Source organism: Nocardia sp. NPDC050175, assembly GCF_044459885.1.
Taxonomy (GTDB): Bacteria; Actinomycetota; Actinomycetes; order Mycobacteriales; family Mycobacteriaceae; genus Nocardia.
In genome coordinates, this window is sequence record NZ_JBITJI010000005.1 from 653,568 (window position 1) to 677,135 (window position 23,568).

Genomic DNA, 23,568 nt, shown 5'->3' on the forward strand with positions numbered 1-23,568 from the left:
CTCAATGGTCTGCATCTTTCCCAGCAGACCGCGCCGGAGCAACCCGACACTCAGGGCGGCGGCAAATCGCAACTGGCGTGTCGGTGCCCCCGACATTGGGGGCACTATGTTTACTCCGCCTCGAATCGAGTGAAACTTAGTAACACACACTGAAATTGACCCGATGACCAGTTAGTCGACGCAGGTTCGTGGATGGAGGACCGCGATCGTGTTTCGGGCGACCGGGGCAGTTGCGAAGACGCCGCACTACGGAAAACTACAGACCGACCACACCGATTCCGGGGGTTCAATGAACGTCAAGTCATGGGCTTTTGCCGCACTAGCCGCGAGCGTCGTGCTCGGCGCGACGGGGTGCGGTTCCAACAGCCCGGCGCCACAGGCGACCAGGACACCGATCCCGTCGACAGCTCCCGCAGCGCCGGGCACGCCGGGTAACGCACCGGGGCCTGCGCAGCCGGGCAATACTGATCAGCCTGCCAATCCGCCGCAGGCGCAAACGAATGCGCCGGAGACCAACGAGGCACTACCGCCCGCGAGCGTGCCGGTCGATCAGAAAGAACCCGCACCCGCCCCGCCGCCGGCCTCGAACCAAGGGCCTTACGGCAGCGGACATGGGTTGTGCTTCGACCTGAACTCCGAACTCGCCCACAACGCGGTCGGCCGATTGGCGCCGAACGCCGGCGGCTACCCGTGGACCATCGTGGAGGCGAGCACCGACCCGATCTCGGCGGGCTGCTCCGGCGTGCTGTCCTACCTGGTGGTGAACTGGGACGGCAGCCATCCCGGGTACCACGTCCTGTACTTCACCGACGGCAAGTACCTGGGGACGGCGACGTCCAAGTACTACAGCTACACCACGGTGCTCGGTAAGACCAGGAACACCGTTTCGCTGCAGTACCGCTGGGCCAAGCCCGAAGACGCGCTCTGCTGCCCGTCCGGCGGACCGACCAACGTGACGTTCACCTTGAACGGCACCACCGTCACGGCACAGGGACAGTTCCCGCCGAACCCGGACAAGTAACCACAGCCGCACCAAGCTTCGCCTGATGTCTGGTTTGTCGTCGTAGTTCGTGGATGGAGGACCACGTTCGTGCCTCGGCAGACCGGTCAGTTGCGAGGACATCGCAGTACCGATCTATCTACCGACCACACCGATTCCGGGGGTTCAAATGAACATCAAATCATGGGCTTTTGCCGCACTGGCCGCGAGCGTCGTCCTCGGCGCGACCGGCTGCGGTACCAACTCGACACCGCAGGCGCCGATCCCGTCGGCCGCATCGCCGGGCCAGTCCGCCGATTCACCAGCCACCATCGCACCGCCACCGGCGAGCGTGCCCGTCGACCAGAAAGAACCGGCGACTTCCCCGCAGAACGCCAACCAGGGACCCAATGGCAGCGGACACGGCTTGTGCTTCGACGTGAACTCGGAACTGGCCCACAACGCAATCCAGCGCCTGGCGTCGCCCCCGGTGGGCAGCAACGCACAATGGGAGGTCGTCGGCAGCGGCACCGAGCCCATCTCCAGCGGCTGCTCCGGCGTCCTGTCCTACCTGACGGTGGAGTGGCAAGGCATCCACCCCGCCACCCACATCCTGTTCTTCGCCAACGGAACCTGGCTAGGCACCGCCACCTCGAAGCCCTACAGCTACACCCAGGTCCAGGACCGAACCAGAAGCACCCTCGCGGTGCAGTACCGCTGGGCCAAGCCCGAAGACGCCCTGTGCTGCCCCACCGGCGGACCGAGCATCGTGACCTACGTCCTGAACGGAACCACAGTCGAGGCCCGAGGCCAATTCCCACCCGACAACTAACCCACCAAAATCCTGACCGCCCCACCGGCGGTCAGGACCCACCCACCTAATTTTCGTTATCCAAAGCGCTTGGGACGCAACCCCAACCCGATGACCACCGCGGGAACGCAACACCGCGCACCTGACGCACACCTAAAGCCGGGTACGGCAGGCGACGCGCCCAGCACTACTCACGGGAAAACGTGGACAGGTCGTCAGCTTCTATGAACTGCCCCACCTGCGAAGTCCTAAGAAGCACTTGCCCGATAGGTGCACCTTTCCGGGGGTCTCTGGGTGCACTGGTCCGGGCTTAGAAGGACTACATACCCTGTAAGGCGTACGGAAAGTGTGTACGGCTGACAGAGGGGTGCGCAGGTACACGATCAACGGCCCCCGGGGTGGCGCTATCGGCGAAATCCGCACTGACACTTGGGATCTGCACTCGGAATAGGGCCCTATTCTGAGTGCAGATCCCAAGTAAGAGTGCAGATCCCGAGAGGGGGTGCGGATTTTTTGGGGGGCTAAGGGTGTTCTGCGGTGGAGCGTAGTCGGGCGAGGTCTCGGCGGAAGGTGTGGACGAATAGCGGTGCGAGCAAGTGCATTCCGGCTGCGCCCGCCAGGCCGAGTGGGGGTTGTAGGCGCTCAGTCCAGTCGAGGTGGGTGTGGGCGTTGGGCAGTTCGGTCAGGTGGATGTCGCCGCGGCCCTTGCCCCAGCCCAGGTGCACGATTCCGAGGTGGGCGGGGGCCGATTCGGCCGGCGGTTCCCAGACGTCGACGCGGATCCGGTCGCGGGTGGCGATGCCGGCGATTCGGACGGTGGTCGCTACCGTTACGCCGACGCCAGAGCGGTGTGGTGATGTCACCTCGAAGTCGGAGGCTTCGCGCATCCACTCGCCCTGGTTCTCCCAGTCGGTGAGTAGGTCCCAGAGTCGTTGTGGTGCAGCCGAAATGTCGGCGCTGACAGTAACTAGCACGGGGCGCATGGTGAATCACCGACCGATCAAGGCCGCGATGGCTTTGGGGGCGGCGAGCCATTCGCGGATATTGTTGCGTATCAATGTTGTTCGACGGCAGTCGCAATCGGCGGTGACTCCGTCGGCGTCGATGCCTTCGGCGCGGCACAGCGCGACTGCTCGCGGCACGTGGCGGTATTGCGAGACGATGATCGCGCGATCGATGCCGAACAGCCGCTTGGCGCGTTCGCAGGTGGCGCGGGTCGACAAGCCTTCGCCGTCGGATCGCACGAGTGCCGGATCGACTCCGTGTTCGACGAGATACTGTGTCATCGAAGCGATCTCATCCCCTGAGGTACCGGCCGCGTCACCGGACACCAGGATCTCGCGAGCCTTGCCGGACTCCAGGAGCTCGATGGCGACATCGAGCCGACCGCGCAGATACGCCATCGGCGCACCGTCCGGTCCGACCTTCGCCCCGGGCACGATCACGACCGGAACCGTCGGCGCGGCGTCAGGGCCGAACCGATGGCCCGCCGACACCATCCACAGCCGGACGTTCGAGCCGACCACGACCAGCACCAGTCCCGTCGCCGCGACCGCGGTCACCCCGAGCAGCCTGCGCGTCCAACGCTTCCCCGAACCACTCGGCAGCTTCCGATCGTCCGCCAAAGCAACCTCTTCCAGTCGGTCTCGCTGTGCACTCGCCGACTACGGCTGACGTCGGTCGTTATCAATGACCAGCGTAGGCGACCTGGTAGACACGCTGGTCACAGCAGCAGCCGCCACGTCGTCGACCAACGCACCATGGACCGTCCCCGCGAGCAGTCCCGGTGTGGCTGTTACGTCGGGTTCGATACTTCCTGTGCCACTGCATCTTCGGGCTCGACCGGCTTATCCGCCCGCGACCTGGTGATCGCCACACCGGACAGGCACAGCAAACCGCCGATCACGGCAAGCAGTCCGGGGACCTCGTCGAGCGCGATCCAGGCCATCAGAATCACCAAGGCGGGGACGGCATAGGTGGTCACGCCCATCTTTCCCGCTGTAGTGCGCGACAACGCGTAAGCCCAGGTGGTGAAGGCCAAAGCCGTGGGAAAGACGCCCAGATACACCACGCTCAGTGTCGAGGACAGCGGTGCGGCGGCGGCCTCGCTGAACAGCTGCCCCGCGAATGGCAAGCAGGCGATGGTGCCGATGACGCAGCCACCGGTGGTCACCTGCAACGCCGAGGCGTGGGCCAGCGCGGGCTTCTGCGCGACGACCGCGATCGCCCAGGCCAGTGCCGCGGTCAGGCACAGGACGACACCGAGCACCGCGGCACTTCCGCCACTCGAATTCGACAGCCCGACCACGACCGCTCCGGCGAACGCCACCGCGATGCCAGCGATCAGCCGCGCCGGAAATCCTTCCTTCAGCACCAGCCCGCTGAGCACCGCGATCAGGATGGGACCGATGTTGATCACCATCGCCGCGGTGCCCGCGTCGACATGCTGCTCGCCCCAGTTCAAAGCCACCATGTAGACCCCGAACCACAGCACTCCGGACACCAGGATCCCGCGCCACGCGGCCCGGGCAGGCATGCCCTCGCCCCGGATGATCAGGATCAGCACCAGCGTGACGGCCCCGGTCAGCAGCCGCCCCAACGCCAGCGCGCCCGGCGAAAAGTCCTCCCCCGCAGCACGAATGAACACAAAGGCCGAGGCCCACAGCACCACGGTGACCGCGGCCGCGACAACGGCCTTCCGATCACCCGAGCGAACAACTTGCTCCATCTAGCGAACGCTAGATGACCGACGCCACGAACTCACGCGGTTTTCGGCCACCGCGATTGTCGTGGTCGTCACCTACGGAACCGCGATCGAATAGGCCTGTTCGGCCAGCTTGGTGCGTTGACCGTTCTTATTGAAATAGACGTCGTAGAGCCCTGCGCTGCCCGGCTTGGCGAGCTCGACGGTCGCGCCTGCAGAGGTCTTGGCGCGGTCGGCGATCGGCGGATCGAGTGGTGACCAGGTGCGTTGCTTGCTCTGCCAACGCGTTGTCTGTGCGTCGGTCGGTTTGGTGAACGCAGGCCAGCGATCGACGGCCAGGGTTGGCCCGTCGGGTGTATCCCAGCGGAGTTTCAGTGCGCTGGAACAGTTCCCGGGTGACGGGACCGTGGATTGCAGATCGCCCGACGACAGGTCGAGGAAGTAGACAACCGCCAGGCTGCACGCCATGTCCCGCAGATAGCTGCTGGGCACCGCGTATTGGGACAGTGCGGCCGACTTGCCGTCGGGACTGAAGACGGCGCTGTAGAAGTAGGCCTTCAAGTCGGAGAGCGGTCCGTGCGTATGCGTGGTGCCGTCGGCATCGATCGTGAAGAGCTGGCATTTGATCGAGTCGTACTGCTGCTCTATCTGATAGCGGTTCAGCAGCAGTTGATCCCCGTGGACAGCCAAGAGATCTATCCGCTCCTGCGCCTGTGGCGCGGGTGTGATCGTGCGCCACGCCGTCGGCTTCGGCTGTGCCGCACCGAGATCCATGCGCATCACGGTGCCCGGCGCTTGCAGCCACACGATGACGCTTCCGGTGAGCGGGAGAACCTGACGGCAACCACAGGCGACCCGGACAGGCGCCGCGGATGCTCCGGTGGACACCGCCGCGACGAAGGACTCGTCACCGGCGCGCGAATCCTCCTTCCAGAAGGCGAATTTCGAGTCCTTGGTGACGCCGACGTCACGCGTTGTGTCGAAAGATCCCGGCGTTCGGGACAAGGTCGCGGTGCCATCCGCGACGACCAGTTCGGTACTTGTCGCGTAAGCGAATATGTCCGTGCTGGCGACGGGTTCGGTCGCGCTCGTCGGTGTGCCCGCGCACCCGGTGACAACGAGCATCACCAGCGCCGCGAGCGCGACCAGTCGATATCTGGTCATCTCTGCCTCCTCCGACGGTGGCACAGCCCCACATGCGGTCTAGATCAGGGCACAAGGCCGTCAGACAAAGTTTGTCCGATTACCACGCATCATGGTGGTCGATTCACAACCAAGGCACGCCGGCACGAAGCAGCACATTGGCGTACGGCCGCGCCTCACCTGTGCGAACGACGAAGCGGCACTGCCCGATCCGCCGTTTGAACTCCTCGTGGTCGAGCAACTCGGCGTGCAACCGCGTCAGGATATCGGCTGCCTCCGGGTTCGCGGCGACCACGTCGGCGCTCCCCCACGCTGCTTCAACGGCCACTTCATCGAGGATCAGTTCGAGCACCGGCGCGAATCGCGGCAAGCCGTAACTGATTCCGAGATCGATCACCGGCACGCCCAGCGGCACCGGCAGACCCGAGTCGCTGACGGCGAAGGTGTCCGTGTGGCGGAGGGCGACGAGTGCCGACATCAGTTCGGCGTGAATCAATCCACCGGTGCGCAAGGTGTTTCCAATCTGGTTGTGCGGAAACTCGAGTCGGCGGGCGGCAGCGCGGTGAGCGCCGCGACAACCCGCTCCCGTGTGGGATAGGAGGCGTGGGTGCCCGGCGACTGGACGGACAGGGCCGCGGCGGCGGTGGCAAAGGCTACCGCCGCACCGAGATCGGCCCCATCGGCCAGCGCGGTGGACAGCGCACCGACGTATGCGTCACCCGCCCCGGTCGAATCCACCGAGTCCACCTGCGGCGCGGGCTGATACGTGACGTCGACGGACCCTGCCGAGCGCCGGGCCAGGATCGAACCGGCGGCACCCAACGTGACAACGACCGACGGCGCCCCGCGCGAACACAGCGACCGCGCGGCGTGACCTGCTTGCTCTCTGGTCGCGGTCGGTGCCCCGCTGATCGTGGCCAACTCGTACTCGTTCACCACGAGCGGATCACACCGACCCAACAGTTCATCGTCGAGTTCCGCCGCTGGAGCAGCATTGAGGACGAACCGGCGGGCCAGTCCTGCGGCCCAGGTGACCACCGCGAGCGGTATCTCCAGCTGTGCAACAACCACATCCGCCGACGTGATCAGCTCCGCCTCGGCCAGCACCGCCAACTCGGCGTCGGACTCCCAAGCGAAGTTGGCACCGGGATCAACGACAATCTGGTTCTCCCCGGCAGCGACCGTGACGTAAGCCCGACCGGTCCGCACGCCCGGAACCTCCCGCAGCCCAGCCGTTTTCACCCCCGCCGCGGCCATCGAATCCAAGAGGCCCGCCGCGACCGAATCACCGCCGACCCGGCCGACGAACTGCACCCTCCCGCCCGCCTTCGCCGCGGCGACCGCCTGGTTGGCCCCCTTGCCACCCGGGTTCGTCCGCGACCCGACTGCCAGCACGGTCTCCCCCGGCCCGGGCAGCTTGGCCACCTCGCAGACCACATCTTGGTTCATCGATCCGATGACCGTGATCCGCCCGGTCACGAGACCTGTTGTTCCACAGCAGGCTTCGCCTCCAGGTTGCCCGGCGCGGCCCCGGTGATCAACGCGACCAACCGGTCACCATCGATCTCCCCCACCCGATGCGCCGCCACCGAGCGACCGCGCCGCAGCACCACCACGTTGTCGCAGATCCGCATCACCTGCGCCAGATCATGACTGATGATCAACACGGTCACCCCGCGATCGCGCAGCCCGCGCACCAGCTTCTCCACCGCAGCGGTCTCCCGCACCCCCAGCGCGGCGGTCGGCTCGTCCATGATCACCATCGACTTACCCCAGGCGACCGCCCGGGCGATGGCGATGCTCTGCCGCTGACCACCGCTCATCCGCCGCACCGTGGTGCGGACCGAGGGCACGTCCACGTCGAGATCCCGCAGGATCTCCCCGCTCCGGCTGATCATCGCCTTCCGATTGACGATCTTGATCGGCCAGGACGGATAGACGAGTTCCCGGTTCAGAAAAAGGTTCTGCCACACGGTCAAATCGTCGATGAGCGCGAGATCCTGATACACGGTCTCGATCCCCATCTTCCGGGCATCCTCCGGCGAGCCGAACCGCACCGGCGCGCCACCGAACAGCATCTCCCCGGAATCGGGTGGGTGCACACCGGTCAGGCAGCGCACCAGGGTGGACTTGCCGGCCCCGTTGTCACCGACGAGCGCGGTGACCTCCCCTTCCGGAATCGTCAGCGAGACATCATCGAGCGCACGAACGGAGTCGAACGACTTCGTCAGCCCACGCGCCTCGAGCATCGGCTTGGTCATGTCGTACCTACTTCCGGAATCGCGAAATAGCCGCGGCGAGAAGCAATACCGCGCCCACCGCGATCGGCTGGTAGTACTGCGAGATGCCGAGAATGGTGAACCCGTTGATCAGCGACGTGAACAGGATCGCGCCACACACGGTGCCGAGCACTGACGCCTTGCCGCCGCTCAACGACGAACCGCCGAGCACCACCGCCGCGATCGAACTCAACAGATAGGTGGTTTGCAGCGACGGGTCGGCACCGCCGTTGCGGGCGACCAGCATCACCCCGGCGACACCGCACAGCAGCCCGCAGGCGCTGTAGGCGAGCAACCGGATCCGGCGCACCGGAATGCCGGTTTCCCTGGCCGAGTCGATATTGCCGCCGGTGGCGAGCAGGTGCGTGCCGACCCTGGTCCGGAACAGAATGCCCGCCACACCGAGCGCCGCGACCAGGGCGAGCAGCCAGAACCAGCGCAGCGGTCCGGCACCGTCCAACGCGAGACTCTGCAGGAACGACGAATTCACCGCCACACTGTTGCCGCTGGTGAGCAGCAGGGTGCAGCCGCTGAGCACGCTCAACGAACCGAGCGTGACGACGAAGTCGGTCATCTGGAAGTGCCCGATCAGCACACCGTTGATCACCCCGACCAGCAGTCCGCCCAGAATCGCCACCACGATGCCGGTCGTCACCGGATAGCCGTGACTGGTGAAATAGCCGAGCAGCGCCGCCGACCACGGCAGCGTCGCACCGACCGACAGGTCGATGCCGCCGACCACCACGGCGAACTGCTGACCGAGCGCGAGCACGGTGAGGATCGTGGACGCGACGAGCAAATCGTCGATGTTGCTGGCAGTCAAGAAGTTCGGCGTGGCGATGAAGAAGCCGAGCCACACGATCACCAGCGCGATCGGGGCCGCGTAATCCGCAAGCTTGGCCGGAATGCGCCGCTCACCCAGCCGCCCGGGTGCGGCGCGCGCGACCTCGGCGATGCTGATCATTTGTTCACCAGCCCGGCCAGCGGATTGTCGAACGTGGCGATGGGCTGGGGAAACGCGCTGATCTGCTGGTCGACGTTGTCCTGGCCGATGAACGCGATCGGCGCGACCACCCGGTCCGGAATGGTCTTGCCCTGATGCTTCGCAAGGCAGGCCTGGACCGCGAGTTGGCCCTCGGCGTAAGGGTATTGGGTCACGGTGCCGTAGACGGTGCCCGCCTTCACCGCGGCCAGCGCCGCCTGGATGCCGTCGACCGAGATCACCTTGATCTGCCCGGTCCGGCCCGCGTTCTTGATCGCCTGCGCGGCGCCGAGCCCCATGGTGTCGTTGGCGGCGAAGATGCCGGTGATGTCGGGGTGCGCCTTCAGGATCGCCTCGGTGACGGTGAGGCCCTTGTCCTGTTCGTAGTCGGCCGGTGCGCGCTGCACGATCTCCAGCTTGCCCGCGACGGTATCGGTGAAGCCCTTGTCCCGGTTGATGCCGTTCTGCTCGCCCGCGATGCCTTGCAGCACAATCACTTTGCCGCTGCCGCCGAGCGCGTCGAGCATCTTCTCGCCGGCGATCTTGCCCGCCGCGAGGTTGTCGGAGCCGATGAAGCTCGCGAAGTCGACCCCGGCCTGCTTCGAGGCGTTCACATCGATCTGGGTGTCCAGGTTGAGGATGGGAATGTTCTTGCGGGCCACCGGAACCAGCGGGGTGATCACGTTGGTCGCGTTGACCGGAACCACGCCGAAGCAGTCGTAGCCCTGCGCGGCCAAGGTGGAGATCTGGGCGTTCTCGCCGTCCGCGTCGGTCTCCGACTGCCCCGCCTGCACTGCGACGTCGACCCCGAGCCGCTTGCCCTCCGCCAGCGCGCCGTCGCGCAGCGCCGCCCAGTACGGGTTGGTGAAGTTGCGGGTGACTACGGCGATCTTGAAGTCGGACGAGGCGTCGCCGCCGCGGCCGCATCCGGCGGTGAGGGCCGCCGCGCTGACGAGGGCCAGGGCCACAAGCCCGATCCGGTATCGAGTGCTCATCTGGTTTTCGACCTATCCTGTACGAGTTCAACTCGTGTTGACAACACGAGTTGATGTGTAGTGTGTGACCCGCATCACGAGACTGTCAAGGGTTCTTCGGCAGCTCGCACGAATTGCCAGCACGACAGGAGTGACCCGATGGCAGTCACCCGAGCCGACGTGGCCCGGCTCGCAGGCACCTCACCCGCCCTGGTCAGCTACGTCCTCAACGACGGCCCACGCAGCGTCGCGCCGGCGACCAGGGCCCGCATCGAAGCCGCCATCGAGCAGCTCGGCTACCGCCCCAACATGTCCGCGCGCAGCCTGCGGATGAATCGAGGGCATGCGCTCGGGATGGTCATTCCCGACGGCGCGAACCCGTTCTTCGCCGAGCTCTCCGCGGTCGTCGAGGCGGCCGCGTTCGCGCGCGGCTTCCCGCTGATCGTCGGGAATGCCGCGGGCGACGAGGCGAGAGAGCGCGCGTATGTGAGTGCGTTCATCGACCGCCGGGTCGAAGGGCTGCTTGCGATTTCGTCGTCCTGGGAGTCGGGCATCGCCGACGCCTGCGCGGCGGCCGACATGGCGTTGGTCGCGGTGGACCGGATCATCGACCCGGCGCGCTGCGCGCACGTAATGTGTGATTCCCTCGCCGGGGCGCGAATCGCGGTGGAGCATTTGATATCTCACGGCCATCGCGAGATCGCCTGCCTCAGTGGCCCGCACGTGTCGACCGCCGACGAGCGGGTGGCGGGCTATCGGCAGGCGCTGGCAGCCGCCGGATTGCCCGAAAGTGTCGTGGTGCGTGCCGAATTCGGCGGTGCCGCGGGTTATCGTGCGCTCAGCGAGTTGATGAGCGGAACGACCACGCCCACTGCGGTATTCGTGACCAGCGACCTGCAGGCGATGGGCATGCTGCGCGCGGCCTACGACGCGAACCTGCGCGTCCCTGACGATCTCGCGATCGTCGGGTTCGACGGTATCGAGTACGCCCGCTACACCAGGCCGGGTTTGACGACCATGGTCCAGCCCACCCGGAAGATGGGCGAGCTGGCGGTCGAACTCTTGCTGAAGCAGATCGACACCGGATCCGCCGAGCCGGGCGTGGTCAGCCTCGGCGCGGAATTGAAGACACGCGGCTCCTGCGGCTGTGCGGATGAGTTCTGAGTTATCCCCCTGGCACGCAAGGTATTACGCGATACGGACGCTGCTGCTCAGATCACCGTCGAGGAGTGCGGCGCCGAGGGTCGTCACCTCGTGGCGCATGGCGTTGCGGTGCCGCCAGCTGTCGATCAGCCCGGCCTCGCGCAGGATCGACGCGTGCTCGCTCGCCGTGGCGGGTGAAACACTCAGTCGGCGCGCGAGTTCGGTGGTGCTGCAACCTTCCGCGATCACCTGCAGCGCGGCGGCACGGGTCCGGCCGAGCAGGGCGGTCAATGCCTCGTTGGTCGCGCGCGGCCCCCACGCGGCGGCGAAATCACTGATATCGCGCATCACCGGGACGACCAGCATCATCGGCGCTTCCTTGTCCGCCAGGGACATCAGGGTCAGCGGTTCGGGCCAGGCGAAGAAGGAGGGCACGATGACCAAGCCACGGCCGCCGAGATTCTCGTTGTGACAGTGCAACATCCTGTGCACCTGGAGCATCGGCGCGCGCCAGGTCACATAGGGTGCCAGCCCGGCGAACAGTTGCTCGACGCCTTCGGTGGCGATCGTTCGAGCCATCCGCTCGGCGGCCATTTCGAGATGGGACTGGATGTGCGCCCAGCGCCCGGCGAACGCCACCGAGTGGAAGGCCTCCACGGCCGCCGCGACATTGTGGCGCGCGGCACCGTCGCGCTCCGACAGCTCCCGCGTCCACGAGGGCAACGGCGGCTGTCCGACCTCCGCGCGGCGGCGGCCGACGCTGTCCAGCTCCATCCGGAGTTCGTCGCGGGACGCCAGATGCAGCGCCTCGATGCCCGCGGGCATCGAGCGGGCACCGAGGGTGGGCGTGATCAGGTCCAGGAACGCGTCGTCGGCGGGCAGGATGTCGGCGAGCACGCCGAAGTTGTCCGGAATCGCGCCGCGCACCTGGCTACGCCAGCCCGCGAAACCCGCGATGTTCCGGCGTTGAATCACGCGCGTGGCCAGCATCGTTTCCGCGATGGCGCCGAGCGGGGGGCCGATCCGGACGCGCATCAAGTCTTCTGGCGTGCAGTGGATCTGCTTCATCCGCGGCTACCCCGCCTTCGCCCCGACGGATCGGCCACGCCCGGTCCCCCGCCCATTCGATACCGCAAGACGGCACCTCCGATCACCAAGAACCTCGCCACCGTACCGCGATGAGCGGGTCCAGCTCCATCAAAAGGTCGTCGACATGCGCCGGAGCGAGCGACTCCTGCGCCGCCAGCTCGTCGCGACGCGACCACATCGGTGCCAACCGCTGCCGCCCCCGTTTCCATTCCGCCAGCACGCTGTCGGCCAGTCGGGTCAACACCAGCGCGGCACCGCCGTCGGCGCGTACCGCTACGTTTTCGGTCATCTTCCAACTCCTCGTTATCACTGTTCAGAGCCTATGAAGGAGGAGGGTGCGCGGTCACCATGATTCGGTTCAGGCCGAAACACCGAGCAACCGGCGAGCGAAAGGCACTCGGAGTGAACCGCGCACAGAATGATCCGCGGTCGGCGACACTCGAATTCGTGACGATCGACTGCTCCACCCAGGTGCGTTCCTGGCTCGAACCACGCGCCGATGAGATGGCCGACCTGCTGACCGCGCTGGTCGCGCACGAGACGGAGAATCCGCCCGGCCGTGGGCTGCGTGATTGCGCGCGTGCGTTAAGCGCGGCCATGGGCGGGCTCGGTCTCGACGGCGAGATCATCGGGGTGCCCGCGGTGGACGCGCAGGAGGATCCGTGCATCGTCCGCGCGACCGTCGGTGACGGCGCGAAAACCCTGTATTTCCATGGGCATTTCGATGTCGTGCCGGTGCAGGATCGCGGGCAGTTCGCCGCCCGGCGGGCCGACGGCAAGATCATCGGGCGTGGCACCGCCGATATGAAGGGTGGGATCGTCAGCATGCTGTACGGCGCCGCCGCGGCGAAGGAACTCGGGCTGCTCGGCGACGGCAAGATCGTGATCCACCTGGTGTGCGACGAGGAGACCGGCAGCGTCGCCGGGTCGGGTTTTCTGCGGCAGCACGGCCTGATCGATCCGACCGCGGTCGCCATGGTCACCGCGGAGCCGAGCGCGGGCAAGATCTGGCACGCCGCGCGCGGGGCAGTCAGTTTGCGGGTCACCGTGCATGGGCGCGAGGCGCATGTCGGGCAGGCGAACTTCGGCATCAACTCGTTCCAGCACATGGTGCGGATCGCGGCGCCGCTGGAGAAGTACGTCCGCACGATGCTGGACAAGCACACGGCGTACGCGATGGATGGCAAGGATGCGCGCGGATCGATGGTCGTCGTCGGCGGGCTGTCCGGCGGTGGGTCGAACTTCAACGTGGTCCCCGGCACCACCTGGTTCACCCTCGACAGCCGGTTCAATCCCGAGGAAGACCTCGAGGTCGAACTGAAGAACCTGACCACGATCATCGAGAACGCCGCCGACTCCATCGGCGCCGAGGTGACCGTAGAGCTGACCCAATTCCAGCCCTCGGCGAGCACCGATCAACACCATCCGGCCGGACAGGCCCTCGCCCAATGCATCTCGCAGGCGACGGGCGCGCAACCATCCTTCGAGATGTGCGCGGGCATCCTGGACACCCGCTGGTACGCCCAACTCGACATTCCCGCCTTCGCCTATGGCGCCGGGCGGCTCGATGTCTCACATGGGCCGCACGAGTACGTCGACGAGCATGAGATGCGTTCGGCCGCAGCCGTTTACGCCCTCTACGCACGGGAACTGCTGCAGTGACGTCGCACCGGTCGGCTCTATTTCCGCCGAAAGCCGATGGCTGGACGTTAGCTGTGGGATAGTAGTACCTGATTGGCGGGCAATAGTTTTCGGCTTCCCTTTGCGTTTTCCTCCGAGTGGCGGGAGAACCTGTGTGGATCGGTATCGAAATTCTCGTACGCACTATCGTCGGCGCCCTGTTCATCGCCGCCGGTTTCGCCAAGCTATCCGCGACCGCGGGCTGGCGGCAGGATTGGCTGGCGTCCTATGAGCTCGTTCCCGGGATGCTCATTCGGCCGATCGCGTGGGCGGTGCCGCTCACCGAGGTGGTCGTCGGAATCTGGCTACTACTAGGCGCTTTCGGCCGCGTGAGCGTGCTGGCCGCGGTCGCGGTCCTGGTGACCGTGACGGTGGCGGTGTTCAGTGCGCTGCTGCGCGGCCTGCAGGTTTCCTGCGGATGCTTCGGGACGCTCGGCGACCTCATCTCCTGGCGGATCGTCGTCCGCAACCTGTTATTCATCGCCGCGCTCAGCGGGCTGGCCGCACACGGACTCAGCGCGACCATCACGATGTTCGGCGCATCGACGCAGCTCGTGGTCATCGCCATGCTGTTCGCGGTCGTCGCACTGCTGTCCTGGCGGCAGCACCACCCGGCGCATGACACCGAACGTATTCCGGTAGCTGCCAATTCACCCGATACTCGTCGAGTAGAAATGCCACCACTATGACCAATTCCCGGCGGTCCTTTCTCCAGCGCACCGGTCTCGGCGTCGTCGGTGGCACCGTCGCCACCGCACTCGCCGCGATCTTTCCCGAGTTCGCGCACGCCGCACCAGCGAACACACTGTGCGGTAGCGGCACAAGCAATGCACCGTGCGCCGCGAGATGTAAATGCAACGGATACAAAGACGGCAAGTGCCTGCAGCTGAACGGCGGTCCGCGTGCCTGCTGGTGCACCAAGGACAACCAGAACTGGGAGCCCGCACCGAGCACCTGTCCCTGACCTGTCCCGCGACGTTCTCCGCACCCACCGATCGCACGACTCGGAAATTCCGCCAGTCGTTGACCTGGTCGGTGGGTGACTCGGGCCATAGTGGACTCATGGGTAACAAGACGACGGTCGCGGCGGTGTTCGAACCTTTGGCACGGGCCGCGCTCGGGGCGCATCCGTCGGTGCGATTCGAGTTCTGGGACGGCAGCTCGATCGAACCCGAGGGCGCGAGCGCGGGGACGATCCGGATCAACTCCAAGGACGCGCTGAGCCATATGGTCTGGGCGCCAGGCGAACTCGGCATCGGGCGGGCGTTCGTGTCCGGTCTGGTCGACCTGGACGGGGACATCTTCACGATCCTGCGATCGCTGGCCTCGACGGCGCCCGGTGATGCCAAGCTCGGCCTCCCGGCGGCGTGGCAGGCGATCGGTGCGGCCAGGCAGCTCGGCGCGCTCAAACGCCGTCCGGAGTTACCGCCGGAAGAGGCGCGGCCCCAGCGTGGGCCGCTACACACCAAACGGCGGGACGCGGCGGCGATCAGTCATCACTACGACGTCGGCAACGACTTCTATCGGCTGGTGCTCGGTGAGAGCATGACGTACTCGTGCGCGCGATTCGTCGCGGACAGCGACGACGGGCAGGTCGGCGCGAACGGCAGTGTGTCCCTGGTGGATGCGCAGCGGGCCAAGCACGATCTGATCTGTCGCAAGCTCGATCTGCGGCCAGGGATGCGGCTGCTCGACGTCGGATGCGGCTGGGGATCGATGGCGATCCACGCCGCCGCGACCTATGGCGTGCAGGTGGTCGGCGTGACGATCAGCAGTGCGCAGATCGAATTGGCGCGCAAGCGGGTCGCCGACGCGGGACTGTCCGCGAACGTCGAGATCAGGCTGACCGACTATCGCGATCTGCGCGGCGAGCAGTTCGACGCCATCTCCTCGATCGGCATGTTCGAGCATGTCGGCACCAAGCGGGCTGCGGCGTACTTCGAGACCTTGCGTGCGTTGCTCCGGCCCGAGGGCCGACTACTCAACCACGCGATCTCCTCCGCGGGCGGGTCCGTGATGGGCAGTCGCTCGTTCGTCGGCCGCTACGTCTTTCCGGACGGTGAGCTGGTCGATGTCGGCGAGGTCGCGTTGGCGATGCAGCGGGCCGGGTTCGAGGTGCGCGATGTCGAGGCGTTGCGCGAGCACTACGCGTTGACGCTGCGCGCCTGGGTCGCCAATCTGGAAAGCGCTTGGGATCAAGCGGTTTCGCTCGCCAGCGAAGGGCGCGCACGGATCTGGCGACTGTACATGGCGGCCTCGGCGTTGGGTTTCGAGGACGGCGGGCTCGGGCTGCACCAGGTGCTCGGCGTGCTGCCAGATCCGCAGGGCCACACCGGAATGCCCGGAACCCGGCGCGCATGGATGTGAGCGCCGGGCCTCGCGAATTCAGGAACGGGTGCGCACAGGTTCGCCGCGATACCGCGACTGGCCGCCGTTGATCCGCAGCAACCGCCACGTCAGCTTCGCGACCGGGTTCATCAGTCCGATATCGGACGCGAGCATGCGGGCTTCGCCGAAGAAGTCGCGGCGACGAGCGCGCGCTTCGGCACTGCGCCAGAACAACTCCCGGCGGATGCGCAGCGGAATGTCGAACTCGTGGAACAGCGAGCGCGGCGGCTTCACGATCAGGTCGCAGGCGATGAACATGATGATCGGGTAGGCCAGCGACAGCGTGCCGCGCTGCACGCGACCCAGCTTCGGCACCCGGTGGCGCAGGTATTCGTGCGCGAAGGCGATGTGCCGCGCCTCCTCGGCGATGTGGATCCGCATCACGTCGCGCATGATCGGGTGCACGTTCTCCCCCGCGCGCAACACCGACTTCTGCACGTGGTCGATCGGCTCCTCGCCCGCGAGGACGGCGACGAAGAAGGTCGTCGGGAAGAACCGGCCGAGCAGCGGCACCAGCGGTCCGGCCACCTTCATGAACCGGCTCATGCCCGGCACGTCGGCGCCGATCCGGTTCACCATCTCCTGGAACATCAGGGTGTGGTTGATCTCCTCGGCGACCTCGTGATTGAGGTAGCGGAATTCGCCGGATCCGTTGGGCACCACGGCGAACAGATAGTTCATCACGCCGCCGATCAGCACCTCTTCGAACTGCAGCCCCACCTTCGCGATGTTGGCCTGCCGCCACATCCCGATCTCGATCTTGCGCGCCTCCGGCAGCGCCAGGTACCAGGGATGCGCACCGAGCGGATCACTGTCCGCAGGCAGAATCCACCGCGGATCGTCCGGCACCACCGCCCACTCCGGCGCATCCCAATCGATCTCGGTATACGGATCGAAGTGCTTGTTCACCGACCCTTCGGACAGCGTCGTCAGAATCCCCGCATACGCGCTCTGCGCCGCACTCCGAGACGGCGCCGTTGCCGACTTTGTAGCCATGACGTCTACCTCATATCCAGTCGAGGTTAATGTGACACCTGTTTACAGTAACAGCCTGTCTCACTCAGATCTAGCGCGGAAAACAACCGAGTGGCATAATCAATTATTGATCTAGGTCATTTCTTGATTATCAACTCGATCCTGAGAGGCATGCGGTGGCACTACGGCACGCGGTACTCGCGGCGCTGCTCGGCAACGAGCTGTCCGGATACCAGTTGGCGAGGCTGTTCGACGTCAACATCTCGAACTACTGGCATGCGCTGCCGCAGCAGCTCTACACCGAATTGACCAAGCTCGAATCGGCCGGTTTCGTGGTGGGACGCGAAGTGGTGCAACGCGGTCGCCCCAACAAGCGGGTGTACACGCTCACCGAAGCGGGCACGGCCGAGATGTCCGCGTTCATCGCGGGCCCGAGCAAACCTTCCGCGATCCGCGACGACCTGCTGGTCAAGATGCAGGCGGCCGAGGCGGGCGATACCGAGCGACTGATCGAGCAGCTCGAAGACCGGGCGGCCGAAGCCAAGGGCAAGATCGAGCAATTCGAACGGCGGCTGAGCCGGGCCCGCGGCGAACTCGACGAGGACACCTTTTTGATCCAAAGCCCTTGGGTAGGGCCATATCTCGTCGGATTGCGCGGCAAGGCCTTTGAACAGGAAGCCCTCGACTGGTGCAATCGGAGCGCCGACGTATTGCGGGCACGATTGCAGGATACGGCTACCGCATCGACATCGCCGACGTGGAAAGATCGTTGATGGGCACCGAGATCGGCCGAATCGCCGCTCCCCTGCCGCCGTGCCCCGACGGGCATGCCGCGTTCGAAGCGTCGTGGCCGGTGCGGCTGGCCGACACCGATATCGAACAGCGGCTACGCCTCGACGCAATCGCCCGCTACGCAATGGATCTCGGCTACGAACACCTACAGGCCGTCGACGACGGCGACCTGCACCCGGCATGGTTGGTGTCGCGCACCGTAATCGACGTGCTCCGCCCGATCGAGTTCGGCGACCGAGTACACCTACGCCGCTGGCCATCCGCCCTGTCGAACCGCTGGTTCACCGCTCGCATCCAAATCCGAAGCGAGCAGCGCGGTTTGGCCGAGGTCGAACAGTTTCTGATCAACGTCGACCCGGTCGCAGGCCGACCCGCCCGAATGACGGACCGCTTCATGGCATCGATGCTGACCAGCACCACCGACCACCGTCTGCGCTGGCGACCGGCCCTGCAGCAGATCACCGACACGACCTCAGCCCCCACCTCGTTTCAGCTACGCGTCGCAGACTTCGACCGCTACGGCCACGTCAACAACGCTGTCCACTGGCAAGCCGTCGAAGAAGGACTCGCTCACCATCCAACCGCGCACACCACCCCGTACCGCGCCATCGTCGAACACGTCGGAGCGATCGCAGTCGGCGACGAAGTCATGCTGCGCACCCAGCGCACCGACGACGCACTACACCTCCAAATCGAAGTAGACGGCACCGCACGAACCCTCGCCCAGGTCACCCGCTTGGACCGTCCTCGACAAGATTAATTGACCCGGCTCCGAGGAACAGCGGCGACTAAAACCGCTCGAGCGCGAGCCATATCGCGACGTTGCGCTCGCAATAAATCCTTATGGCAGATGAGACGCGCCGACTACTCCCAAGCTCAGATCCGAACCGGCACCACCGGCCCACACTGCCATTAGCTTGCCCAAATGAAATCCTCCATTCCGGGTAACCTCAAATTATTTAAGGCTAGATGTATAAACATCTCTTGTGGGCAACATTCTCACCTTCCGAGTTCCCGATCCATCCACAATACCGGGCATGAATTATTCTATAGCAGATTATCGATGGTTACCGCCAAATTCCAGCGTTTCGACGGCGGACTCGATATCCTTAATTAATTGCTGCCAACTAGGAAGGTCAGCGATCGGGCCGGAGCAATCGATTCGCTGAAGGAGCTGACGCCGATGCTCGTAGAACCGCTTCGCAACCTGTTCGCGTCGACGCCCGGTGCAGTCAGCTGCTGCTAGCAAGCACTGCTGGAGCATTTGTTTGGGATCCGCGACAGATTCCACCCTACGACGGGGAGGGAGGTTTATATCCTTTCTCCCGCGTGGATTACCAGCTACGCGCCGGATAGCATCCTCTTCGAGAAGTAGCCACGCCTCGGTCATCCGCACAGGAATCACCGGAATAGCTGTGATGGAATCAGCAACTGAACGAACCGCGTCGGCAATCTCGTTGCGGCGCTCATCTGCACCAGCACCATCAGCATCTCTATGTACTACAATTATGTCGACCGGATCACCCAACAAGCGCAAACCGGCACCCACCCGCGAGGCGACATCTTTCGCCACTCCGCCAAGCAGCGCATAATCCGGTTTGCTCAATCGGACATCGAGGCCGCGCTGAACAAATAGTGTTTCGACAATGCCCGCCAGCGGCAGGTCAGATGTGCCTTCACATACGAAAAGGCCCGAGAAAACCTTCCCGCTCATCCGACCAGCTCCAGCGGCAGCTTCAACTGAGCGCCCGCCGGTGCCGCAAGATAGGCGACAACATCCGCCTCCGAGAAAGTAGCCTTCTCTGCAGCCGACCGCCAGGACTTCTTAAACGGCACCAGCGACAACGCCATTGTCACAGTGCCATCCGGTGTGCGATATGGACGAGTCTCAGCAAGCAGAAGATCTGCCGGATCACAAAGCTGCACCACTCCAGGCGCATGCGTATTGATAATGACCTGGCGGAACGGATTTCCAGAGCTGGGTGCAGACTCGGGATCCACAGCTAAATCTCGCACAAGTTGAACCATTGCTGGAAGATTGGCGGGGTGAATTCCGTTCTCTGGCTCTTCCATACACACAAGCCCGATAAAAGTAGGATCTTCCAGCAACACGCAGAGCGCCAAGAATCTCAAGGTGCCTTCCGACAGCGCCCTGGCTGGTAACTGGAGACCGTTCCGCTCACGAAGGAATAGCGTTAGTACTTCTCGAACCTGGTCCGGCTCAACCTTAACGCTCTCCACGCTTACCCCGGCGAGGTCCGAGAGGCGATCAGCTACCTGTGCATAGACAGCATCCGACTCTGGGTTCGCGGCACCATGCGCCGCCTCATTGGCAATTCGGAAAAGAGTGGCTGCGAGATGGCGACCATTAGTTTCCATCGTTCGCGGATCAGCAAAACCGTCAGGAGCCCGCAATGCGGATGGCTCTAGCGCGAGCCGGTGCCAGCTCTGCATTTCACGACGAGCCGCCAGGATAGTCGGATAGTCATTGGTCGTCACAGTGCTGAGGACGGTTCTTCCGGCTCTTCCGGCAGCTCTAGGCTGTGGTTTACCGAAACTTCCACCATCACCGTGCACATTGATCACGGTTCCACTCTCGCGTTCCTCTGTTGAAAGAAACGCTCCTCCTCGTCGCTGCCCGAGTACGACAGCACTGCGGAAACTCTTAGCGCTGTGTGGGAAGCGCAGGTGCTTAGGAGCGTCACCTCGATTGATGTGTCGGAGCTCCTCGCGGTGGAGAGTCAAACGCCCCACACTGCTTTCTCCTTCAGGTATCGAATACCCCAGTTCGACCTCGTATCGAAGGAAGGTCGTAGTCGCTCTGGCCGGCGCGCCAAGGTCGTCTTCCACCTCGGCGGGGACAATCATCTCCGCCGCGAACCAGATACGTCGCTCGTGGTCACGGTAGCCATCCCAGAAGAGATCCCGTGGATCCCCCCCGCGCATCCCCGAGGCACCCCGAACTCTCTGCGATGCCTCAACCAGAGGGTCTGTGGCCAAATAGGAAAGGAACTCAATGGCGTCAAACACATTGGACTTACCCATACCGTTCGCACCCGCGATACAAGTGAAGGGACCGAAGTCCACCTGAACATCCAGGAGGTTCTTGAAGCCTCGAATCTCCAATTTGGTGAGCATGCCCGTCAGGCTACTCTGTTCCCCTGCCGCTGAACGGGCTCGCCGCGCGTTAGCGCAGGTGGGTAGCGTGCTACTTGGACCGTGTGGCCATCTCACTCCGCCAACGCAGACTGGCCCCGAGACACGGGCCTCGTTGCAGAGGTGGGCTCGAGCTGGTCGACGACAGCAGCGGCGCGGCGCTCGCACACTGTCAGATTCCACCTGCACAAGATCGATCGGCTACCCGATGACGCCGCCGAGTTCTTGATCAGGAATGACCTCGCCGGTGGAACAGATCAGGTAGCTCGGGTGTTGCGTAAGCGGGGGTCGAGACGAGATTGAGGGATGACGTGCGGGTCGAGATTTGGACCGATATCAACTGTCCGTTCTGCTACCTGGGGAAGGAGCGGTTCGGGCAGGCGTTGGCCGGGTTCGCGCATGCGGGCGAGGTCGAGGTGGTGCATCGGTCGTTCGAACTGGATCCGACGCTTGCCGCTGATGAGTCGGGGCCGGTGATCACGAAGATCGCGCAGAAGTACGGGATCAGTGCGGCGCAGGCCGCGGCGAACGAACGGGGCATCGGGGCGCAGGCGGCGGAGATCGGGCTGCCGTATGTGACCGAAGGGCGTGACTACGGGAGCTCGTTCGACATGCATCGGCTGCTGCACTTCGCGTTGGCGCAGGGTAAGCAGGAGGAGCTGCTGGACGCGCTCTATCGCGGGAATTTCGCGGAGGAGGAGTCGCTGTTCGGCGATCATGAGCGGCTGGTTCGGCTCGCGGTCGACGCGGGACTCGACGAGTCGGGTGTGCGCGCGGTGCTCGCCGATCCGGAAGCCTATGCCGACGCGGTTCGGGCCGACGAGAAGGAAGCGGCGCAGCTCGGGGCGACCGGCGTTCCGTTCTTCGTGATCGACCGCAAATACGGTGTGTCCGGCGCGCAACCGGTTTCGGTGTTCGCCCAGGCTCTCGATCAGGCGTGGGGCGATCGCGCGCCCGTTATCCAGACGATCGGCGGCGCGGACGTGTGCGGTCCGGACGGTTGCGAGCTGCCGGCCCGCGATTGACCTGTCGGACAAGCACATCGACGGCAGAAAAATGCCCCTGACCGGTAGCGCTGACTACCGATCAGGGGCACATGTCCGACTAGGCGCAGTTACTCGGGGCAGGCTTGCCGCTGAATCGACCGTCGAGCCAGTTCAGCATCGACGGGAAGCCGACGACAGCGGTGGTCAGGTGGTCCGGCGAGGGGAAGAGTTCGGATTCCACCCGCACACCCGCACGGCAGTAACGGTTGACCGTGTTCGCGATGGCGTCCAGCGGGATCAGGTTGTCCTGTGGGGAGTGCCATTCGAAGATCGGCGCATCGGGCACACCGGGGTAGAGCTCGACGCTGTTCTCGTCCGCCACCTCCCAGGCCTTCGGATCATGCGCCATCACATTGTCTTTGGCGTAATCGTCGAAGGCGTGCCCGGCACCGCGCGCGATCAGGTCATTGGTGCAGCTGTTGGCGATGTCCCTGGCCGCGGCGAGCCCGCGCTCGCTCAGCGCGTCGGTGATCGGCAGCCGGTCCGGGTATTCCCGCTCCATGCCGAGCACGGCGGCGAAGGCGAGGCCGAACGCCGGGTGCTGGTTGTGGCCGATGGCCCAGCCCATCGTCTGCAGGTTCATCGGGACACCGCCCTCGGCGGAGCCGACGATGTTCAGCTCCGGCGCGTACTTCGGCGCGAGCGCGGCGGCCCACGCGGTCGCCATGCCGCCACCGGAATAACCGGCCAACGCCACCGGGCTCTTCCCGAGGGCGAGCTGCGACAGCCGCTGTGCGGCGCGGACACCGTCGAGGGTGATCTGGCCGCCCAATTTCGCTGCGCCGTAAGCACTGTTCGGGCCGAGGTGATCTGGCAGAGCGACGGACCAGCCGCGCAGCAGCGCGACGTTCAGCGCCGGCGCGAACGGGACGATGAAGTTCGTGTCGTTGGCGTAGAGCCCGTGCGAGATCGCGCACTGGGTGCCGAGCCCGTTGATGATGTGCTGGAACGACAGCAGCGGCGCGTCCGCGCGGTGGCCGTTCGGCGTCAGCACCGTGGTGGTCGCCGCGATCGGCTTGCCCTGCGAGTTGGTCGAGCGGAACTTGATCAGGGTGACCGAGGCATTGGGGAAGTAGAACAGCGGCGGCATCGGGCGGCTGGCCAGCACGTCACCGTTGGCCTTGCTGCCGATGTCGGCCGGCTGGGCGTAGAACGGGTCCGGGTCCGGGTTCGGCCAGATCGGCTGGGCGGTTGCGGTAGCCGCGCCCGAGGTGACCATGACCGCACTGATCGTCAGCGCGCCGAACGCCGCGAGGATCGATCTCGGTTTCGTGCCACCGGTTGCCAACCGAAAAAGTCGTCTACCCACTGGGCTATACCTCCACTGCATCGCGAGAATTTCAGGTGATCCGGTGAACTGCATTTCACGTGCGCGAAACGACAATAGTCATCGACCCGCCACTTGTCGTGGGCGTGCCGGTGCGAAA

Annotated in this window: 25 protein-coding genes; 10 read left to right on the forward strand and 15 right to left on the reverse strand. The window is 65.0% G+C overall.

All coding sequences use genetic code 11. The features are described 5' to 3' along the window. Positions 1-289: 289 nt before the first annotated feature. Both ACIBK2_RS20865 and ACIBK2_RS20870 read left to right on the forward strand, forming a co-directional pair. On the forward strand, positions 290-1,021 hold the full coding sequence (locus tag ACIBK2_RS20865; protein ID WP_396969164.1) for an LppP/LprE family lipoprotein: 732 nt from the start codon (positions 290-292) through the stop codon (positions 1,019-1,021). Between the two features lie 148 nt (positions 1,022-1,169). Continuing rightward, positions 1,170-1,811, forward strand: a complete 642-nt coding sequence (locus ACIBK2_RS20870; RefSeq protein ID WP_396969165.1) for an LppP/LprE family lipoprotein — start codon at positions 1,170-1,172, stop codon at positions 1,809-1,811. Between the two features lie 500 nt (positions 1,812-2,311). On the opposite strand, the gene ACIBK2_RS20875 is transcribed toward ACIBK2_RS20870, so the two are convergent. From ACIBK2_RS20875 to ACIBK2_RS20915, 9 genes are all read right to left on the reverse strand, one after another. After that, positions 2,312-2,764, reverse strand: a complete 453-nt coding sequence (locus tag ACIBK2_RS20875; protein ID WP_396969166.1) for an SRPBCC family protein — start codon at positions 2,762-2,764, stop codon at positions 2,312-2,314. Between the two features lie 15 nt (positions 2,765-2,779). Further along, complete coding sequence (locus ACIBK2_RS20880) at positions 2,780-3,415, reverse strand: vancomycin high temperature exclusion protein (protein ID WP_396969167.1); 636 nt, start codon at positions 3,413-3,415, stop codon at positions 2,780-2,782. 170 nt (positions 3,416-3,585) lie between these two features. Next, positions 3,586-4,518, reverse strand: a complete 933-nt coding sequence (locus tag ACIBK2_RS20885; RefSeq protein WP_396969168.1) for a DMT family transporter — start codon at positions 4,516-4,518, stop codon at positions 3,586-3,588. Between the two features lie 72 nt (positions 4,519-4,590). Beyond that, positions 4,591-5,658 carry a hypothetical protein gene (locus ACIBK2_RS20890; RefSeq protein ID WP_396969169.1) on the reverse strand — a complete coding sequence of 356 codons (1,068 nt, stop codon included), beginning with the start codon at positions 5,656-5,658 and terminating at the stop codon, positions 4,591-4,593. Between the two features lie 103 nt (positions 5,659-5,761). Then, complete coding sequence (gene rbsD, locus ACIBK2_RS20895; protein WP_396969170.1) at positions 5,762-6,115, reverse strand: D-ribose pyranase; 354 nt, start codon at positions 6,113-6,115, stop codon at positions 5,762-5,764. A gap of 14 nt (positions 6,116-6,129) precedes the next feature. Then, positions 6,130-7,116, reverse strand: coding sequence for a ribokinase (locus tag ACIBK2_RS20900; RefSeq protein ID WP_396969171.1), 987 nt, complete (start codon positions 7,114-7,116; stop codon positions 6,130-6,132). Then, positions 7,113-7,898, reverse strand: a complete 786-nt coding sequence (locus ACIBK2_RS20905; RefSeq protein WP_396969172.1) for an ATP-binding cassette domain-containing protein — start codon at positions 7,896-7,898, stop codon at positions 7,113-7,115. Before ACIBK2_RS20905 ends, ACIBK2_RS20900 begins: the two co-directional genes overlap by 4 nt. 7 nt (positions 7,899-7,905) lie before the next feature. After that, positions 7,906-8,880: an ABC transporter permease gene (locus ACIBK2_RS20910; RefSeq protein WP_396969173.1), complete on the reverse strand. Its 975-nt coding sequence runs from the start codon at positions 8,878-8,880 to the stop codon at positions 7,906-7,908. Further along, positions 8,877-9,893, reverse strand: a complete 1,017-nt coding sequence (locus ACIBK2_RS20915; protein ID WP_396969174.1) for a substrate-binding domain-containing protein — start codon at positions 9,891-9,893, stop codon at positions 8,877-8,879. The genes ACIBK2_RS20910 and ACIBK2_RS20915 overlap by 4 nt, the downstream gene beginning before the upstream one ends. 138 nt (positions 9,894-10,031) lie before the next feature. On the opposite strand from ACIBK2_RS20915, the gene ACIBK2_RS20920 reads away from it, so the two are divergent. Beyond that, on the forward strand, positions 10,032-11,036 hold the full coding sequence (locus ACIBK2_RS20920; RefSeq protein ID WP_396969175.1) for a LacI family DNA-binding transcriptional regulator: 1,005 nt from the start codon (positions 10,032-10,034) through the stop codon (positions 11,034-11,036). A gap of 24 nt (positions 11,037-11,060) precedes the next feature. On the opposite strand, the gene ACIBK2_RS20925 is transcribed toward ACIBK2_RS20920, so the two are convergent. Then, positions 11,061-12,083 (reverse strand): winged helix-turn-helix domain-containing protein, encoded by a 1,023-nt coding sequence (locus tag ACIBK2_RS20925; RefSeq protein WP_396969176.1) that lies wholly within the window; start codon positions 12,081-12,083, stop codon positions 11,061-11,063. An 82-nt stretch (positions 12,084-12,165) separates the two neighbouring features. Beyond that, positions 12,166-12,393: a hypothetical protein gene (locus tag ACIBK2_RS20930; RefSeq protein WP_396969177.1), complete on the reverse strand. Its 228-nt coding sequence runs from the start codon at positions 12,391-12,393 to the stop codon at positions 12,166-12,168. A gap of 158 nt (positions 12,394-12,551) precedes the next feature. Here ACIBK2_RS20930 and ACIBK2_RS20935 point away from each other — a divergent pair, with 158 nt between their 5' ends. The 4 genes from ACIBK2_RS20935 (at position 12,552) to ACIBK2_RS20950 (ending at position 16,151) form a co-directional block, all read left to right on the forward strand. Beyond that, positions 12,552-13,766, forward strand: a complete 1,215-nt coding sequence (locus tag ACIBK2_RS20935; RefSeq protein ID WP_396969178.1) for a M20/M25/M40 family metallo-hydrolase — start codon at positions 12,552-12,554, stop codon at positions 13,764-13,766. A 131-nt stretch (positions 13,767-13,897) separates the two neighbouring features. Beyond that, positions 13,898-14,473 carry a MauE/DoxX family redox-associated membrane protein gene (locus tag ACIBK2_RS20940; RefSeq protein ID WP_396969179.1) on the forward strand — a complete coding sequence of 192 codons (576 nt, stop codon included), beginning with the start codon at positions 13,898-13,900 and terminating at the stop codon, positions 14,471-14,473. Next, on the forward strand, positions 14,470-14,748 hold the full coding sequence (locus ACIBK2_RS20945; protein WP_396969180.1) for a hypothetical protein: 279 nt from the start codon (positions 14,470-14,472) through the stop codon (positions 14,746-14,748). Before ACIBK2_RS20940 ends, ACIBK2_RS20945 begins: the two co-directional genes overlap by 4 nt. A gap of 98 nt (positions 14,749-14,846) precedes the next feature. Further along, entirely contained in the window at positions 14,847-16,151 is a 1,305-nt protein-coding gene (locus ACIBK2_RS20950; RefSeq protein ID WP_396969181.1) for a class I SAM-dependent methyltransferase, read from the forward strand. An 18-nt stretch (positions 16,152-16,169) separates the two neighbouring features. Here ACIBK2_RS20950 and ACIBK2_RS20955 read toward each other — a convergent pair whose 3' ends face one another. Further along, positions 16,170-17,168, reverse strand: coding sequence for a diiron oxygenase (locus ACIBK2_RS20955; RefSeq protein WP_396969182.1), 999 nt, complete (start codon positions 17,166-17,168; stop codon positions 16,170-16,172). A 155-nt stretch (positions 17,169-17,323) separates the two neighbouring features. Here ACIBK2_RS20955 and ACIBK2_RS20960 point away from each other — a divergent pair, with 155 nt between their 5' ends. Both ACIBK2_RS20960 and ACIBK2_RS20965 read left to right on the forward strand, forming a co-directional pair. Continuing rightward, a complete protein-coding gene (locus tag ACIBK2_RS20960; protein WP_396969183.1) occupies positions 17,324-17,920 on the forward strand; it encodes a PadR family transcriptional regulator in 597 nt (198 codons plus the stop codon). Then, positions 17,920-18,699, forward strand: a complete 780-nt coding sequence (locus tag ACIBK2_RS20965; protein WP_396969184.1) for an acyl-[acyl-carrier-protein] thioesterase — start codon at positions 17,920-17,922, stop codon at positions 18,697-18,699. Before ACIBK2_RS20960 ends, ACIBK2_RS20965 begins: the two co-directional genes overlap by 1 nt. A gap of 297 nt (positions 18,700-18,996) precedes the next feature. On the opposite strand, the gene ACIBK2_RS20970 is transcribed toward ACIBK2_RS20965, so the two are convergent. Together ACIBK2_RS20970 and ACIBK2_RS20975 are read right to left on the reverse strand one after the other, a co-directional pair. Beyond that, the gene (locus ACIBK2_RS20970; protein WP_396969185.1) at positions 18,997-19,653 is read right to left on the reverse strand and encodes a hypothetical protein; all 657 of its coding nucleotides are present in this window, start codon (positions 19,651-19,653) and stop codon (positions 18,997-18,999) included. Further along, positions 19,650-21,077 (reverse strand): AAA family ATPase, encoded by a 1,428-nt coding sequence (locus ACIBK2_RS20975; RefSeq protein ID WP_396969186.1) that lies wholly within the window; start codon positions 21,075-21,077, stop codon positions 19,650-19,652. Before ACIBK2_RS20975 ends, ACIBK2_RS20970 begins: the two co-directional genes overlap by 4 nt. A gap of 329 nt (positions 21,078-21,406) precedes the next feature. Here ACIBK2_RS20975 and ACIBK2_RS20980 point away from each other — a divergent pair, with 329 nt between their 5' ends. Further along, positions 21,407-22,120, forward strand: coding sequence for a DsbA family oxidoreductase (locus tag ACIBK2_RS20980; protein ID WP_396969187.1), 714 nt, complete (start codon positions 21,407-21,409; stop codon positions 22,118-22,120). A gap of 79 nt (positions 22,121-22,199) precedes the next feature. On the opposite strand, the gene ACIBK2_RS20985 is transcribed toward ACIBK2_RS20980, so the two are convergent. Continuing rightward, positions 22,200-23,360, reverse strand: a complete 1,161-nt coding sequence (locus ACIBK2_RS20985) for a lipase family protein (protein ID WP_396969235.1) — start codon at positions 23,358-23,360, stop codon at positions 22,200-22,202. Between the last annotated feature and the right edge of the window lie 208 nt (positions 23,361-23,568).

Coding starts and splice junctions, on each gene's coding strand:
- ACIBK2_RS20905 (WP_396969172.1), bottom strand. CDS start 7,898: ATGACCAAGCCGATGCTCGAGGCGCGTGGGCTGACGAAGTCGTTCGAC.
- ACIBK2_RS20975 (WP_396969186.1), bottom strand. CDS start 21,077: ATGCTCACCAAATTGGAGATTCGAGGCTTCAAGAACCTCCTGGATGTT.
- ACIBK2_RS20910 (WP_396969173.1), bottom strand. CDS start 8,880: ATGATCAGCATCGCCGAGGTCGCGCGCGCCGCACCCGGGCGGCTGGGT.
- ACIBK2_RS20950 (WP_396969181.1), top strand. CDS start 14,847: ATGGGTAACAAGACGACGGTCGCGGCGGTGTTCGAACCTTTGGCACGG.
- ACIBK2_RS20945 (WP_396969180.1), top strand. CDS start 14,470: ATGACCAATTCCCGGCGGTCCTTTCTCCAGCGCACCGGTCTCGGCGTC.
- ACIBK2_RS20955 (WP_396969182.1), bottom strand. CDS start 17,168: ATGGCTACAAAGTCGGCAACGGCGCCGTCTCGGAGTGCGGCGCAGAGC.
- ACIBK2_RS20885 (WP_396969168.1), bottom strand. CDS start 4,518: ATGGAGCAAGTTGTTCGCTCGGGTGATCGGAAGGCCGTTGTCGCGGCC.
- ACIBK2_RS20890 (WP_396969169.1), bottom strand. CDS start 5,658: ATGACCAGATATCGACTGGTCGCGCTCGCGGCGCTGGTGATGCTCGTT.
- ACIBK2_RS20865 (WP_396969164.1), top strand. CDS start 290: ATGAACGTCAAGTCATGGGCTTTTGCCGCACTAGCCGCGAGCGTCGTG.
- ACIBK2_RS20930 (WP_396969177.1), bottom strand. CDS start 12,393: ATGACCGAAAACGTAGCGGTACGCGCCGACGGCGGTGCCGCGCTGGTG.
- rbsD (WP_396969170.1), bottom strand. CDS start 6,115: ATGTCGGCACTCGTCGCCCTCCGCCACACGGACACCTTCGCCGTCAGC.
- ACIBK2_RS20920 (WP_396969175.1), top strand. CDS start 10,032: ATGGCAGTCACCCGAGCCGACGTGGCCCGGCTCGCAGGCACCTCACCC.
- ACIBK2_RS20915 (WP_396969174.1), bottom strand. CDS start 9,893: ATGAGCACTCGATACCGGATCGGGCTTGTGGCCCTGGCCCTCGTCAGC.
- ACIBK2_RS20925 (WP_396969176.1), bottom strand. CDS start 12,083: ATGAAGCAGATCCACTGCACGCCAGAAGACTTGATGCGCGTCCGGATC.
- ACIBK2_RS20970 (WP_396969185.1), bottom strand. CDS start 19,653: ATGAGCGGGAAGGTTTTCTCGGGCCTTTTCGTATGTGAAGGCACATCT.
- ACIBK2_RS20985 (WP_396969235.1), bottom strand. CDS start 23,360: ATGGTCACCTCGGGCGCGGCTACCGCAACCGCCCAGCCGATCTGGCCG.
- ACIBK2_RS20965 (WP_396969184.1), top strand. CDS start 17,920: ATGGGCACCGAGATCGGCCGAATCGCCGCTCCCCTGCCGCCGTGCCCC.
- ACIBK2_RS20870 (WP_396969165.1), top strand. CDS start 1,170: ATGAACATCAAATCATGGGCTTTTGCCGCACTGGCCGCGAGCGTCGTC.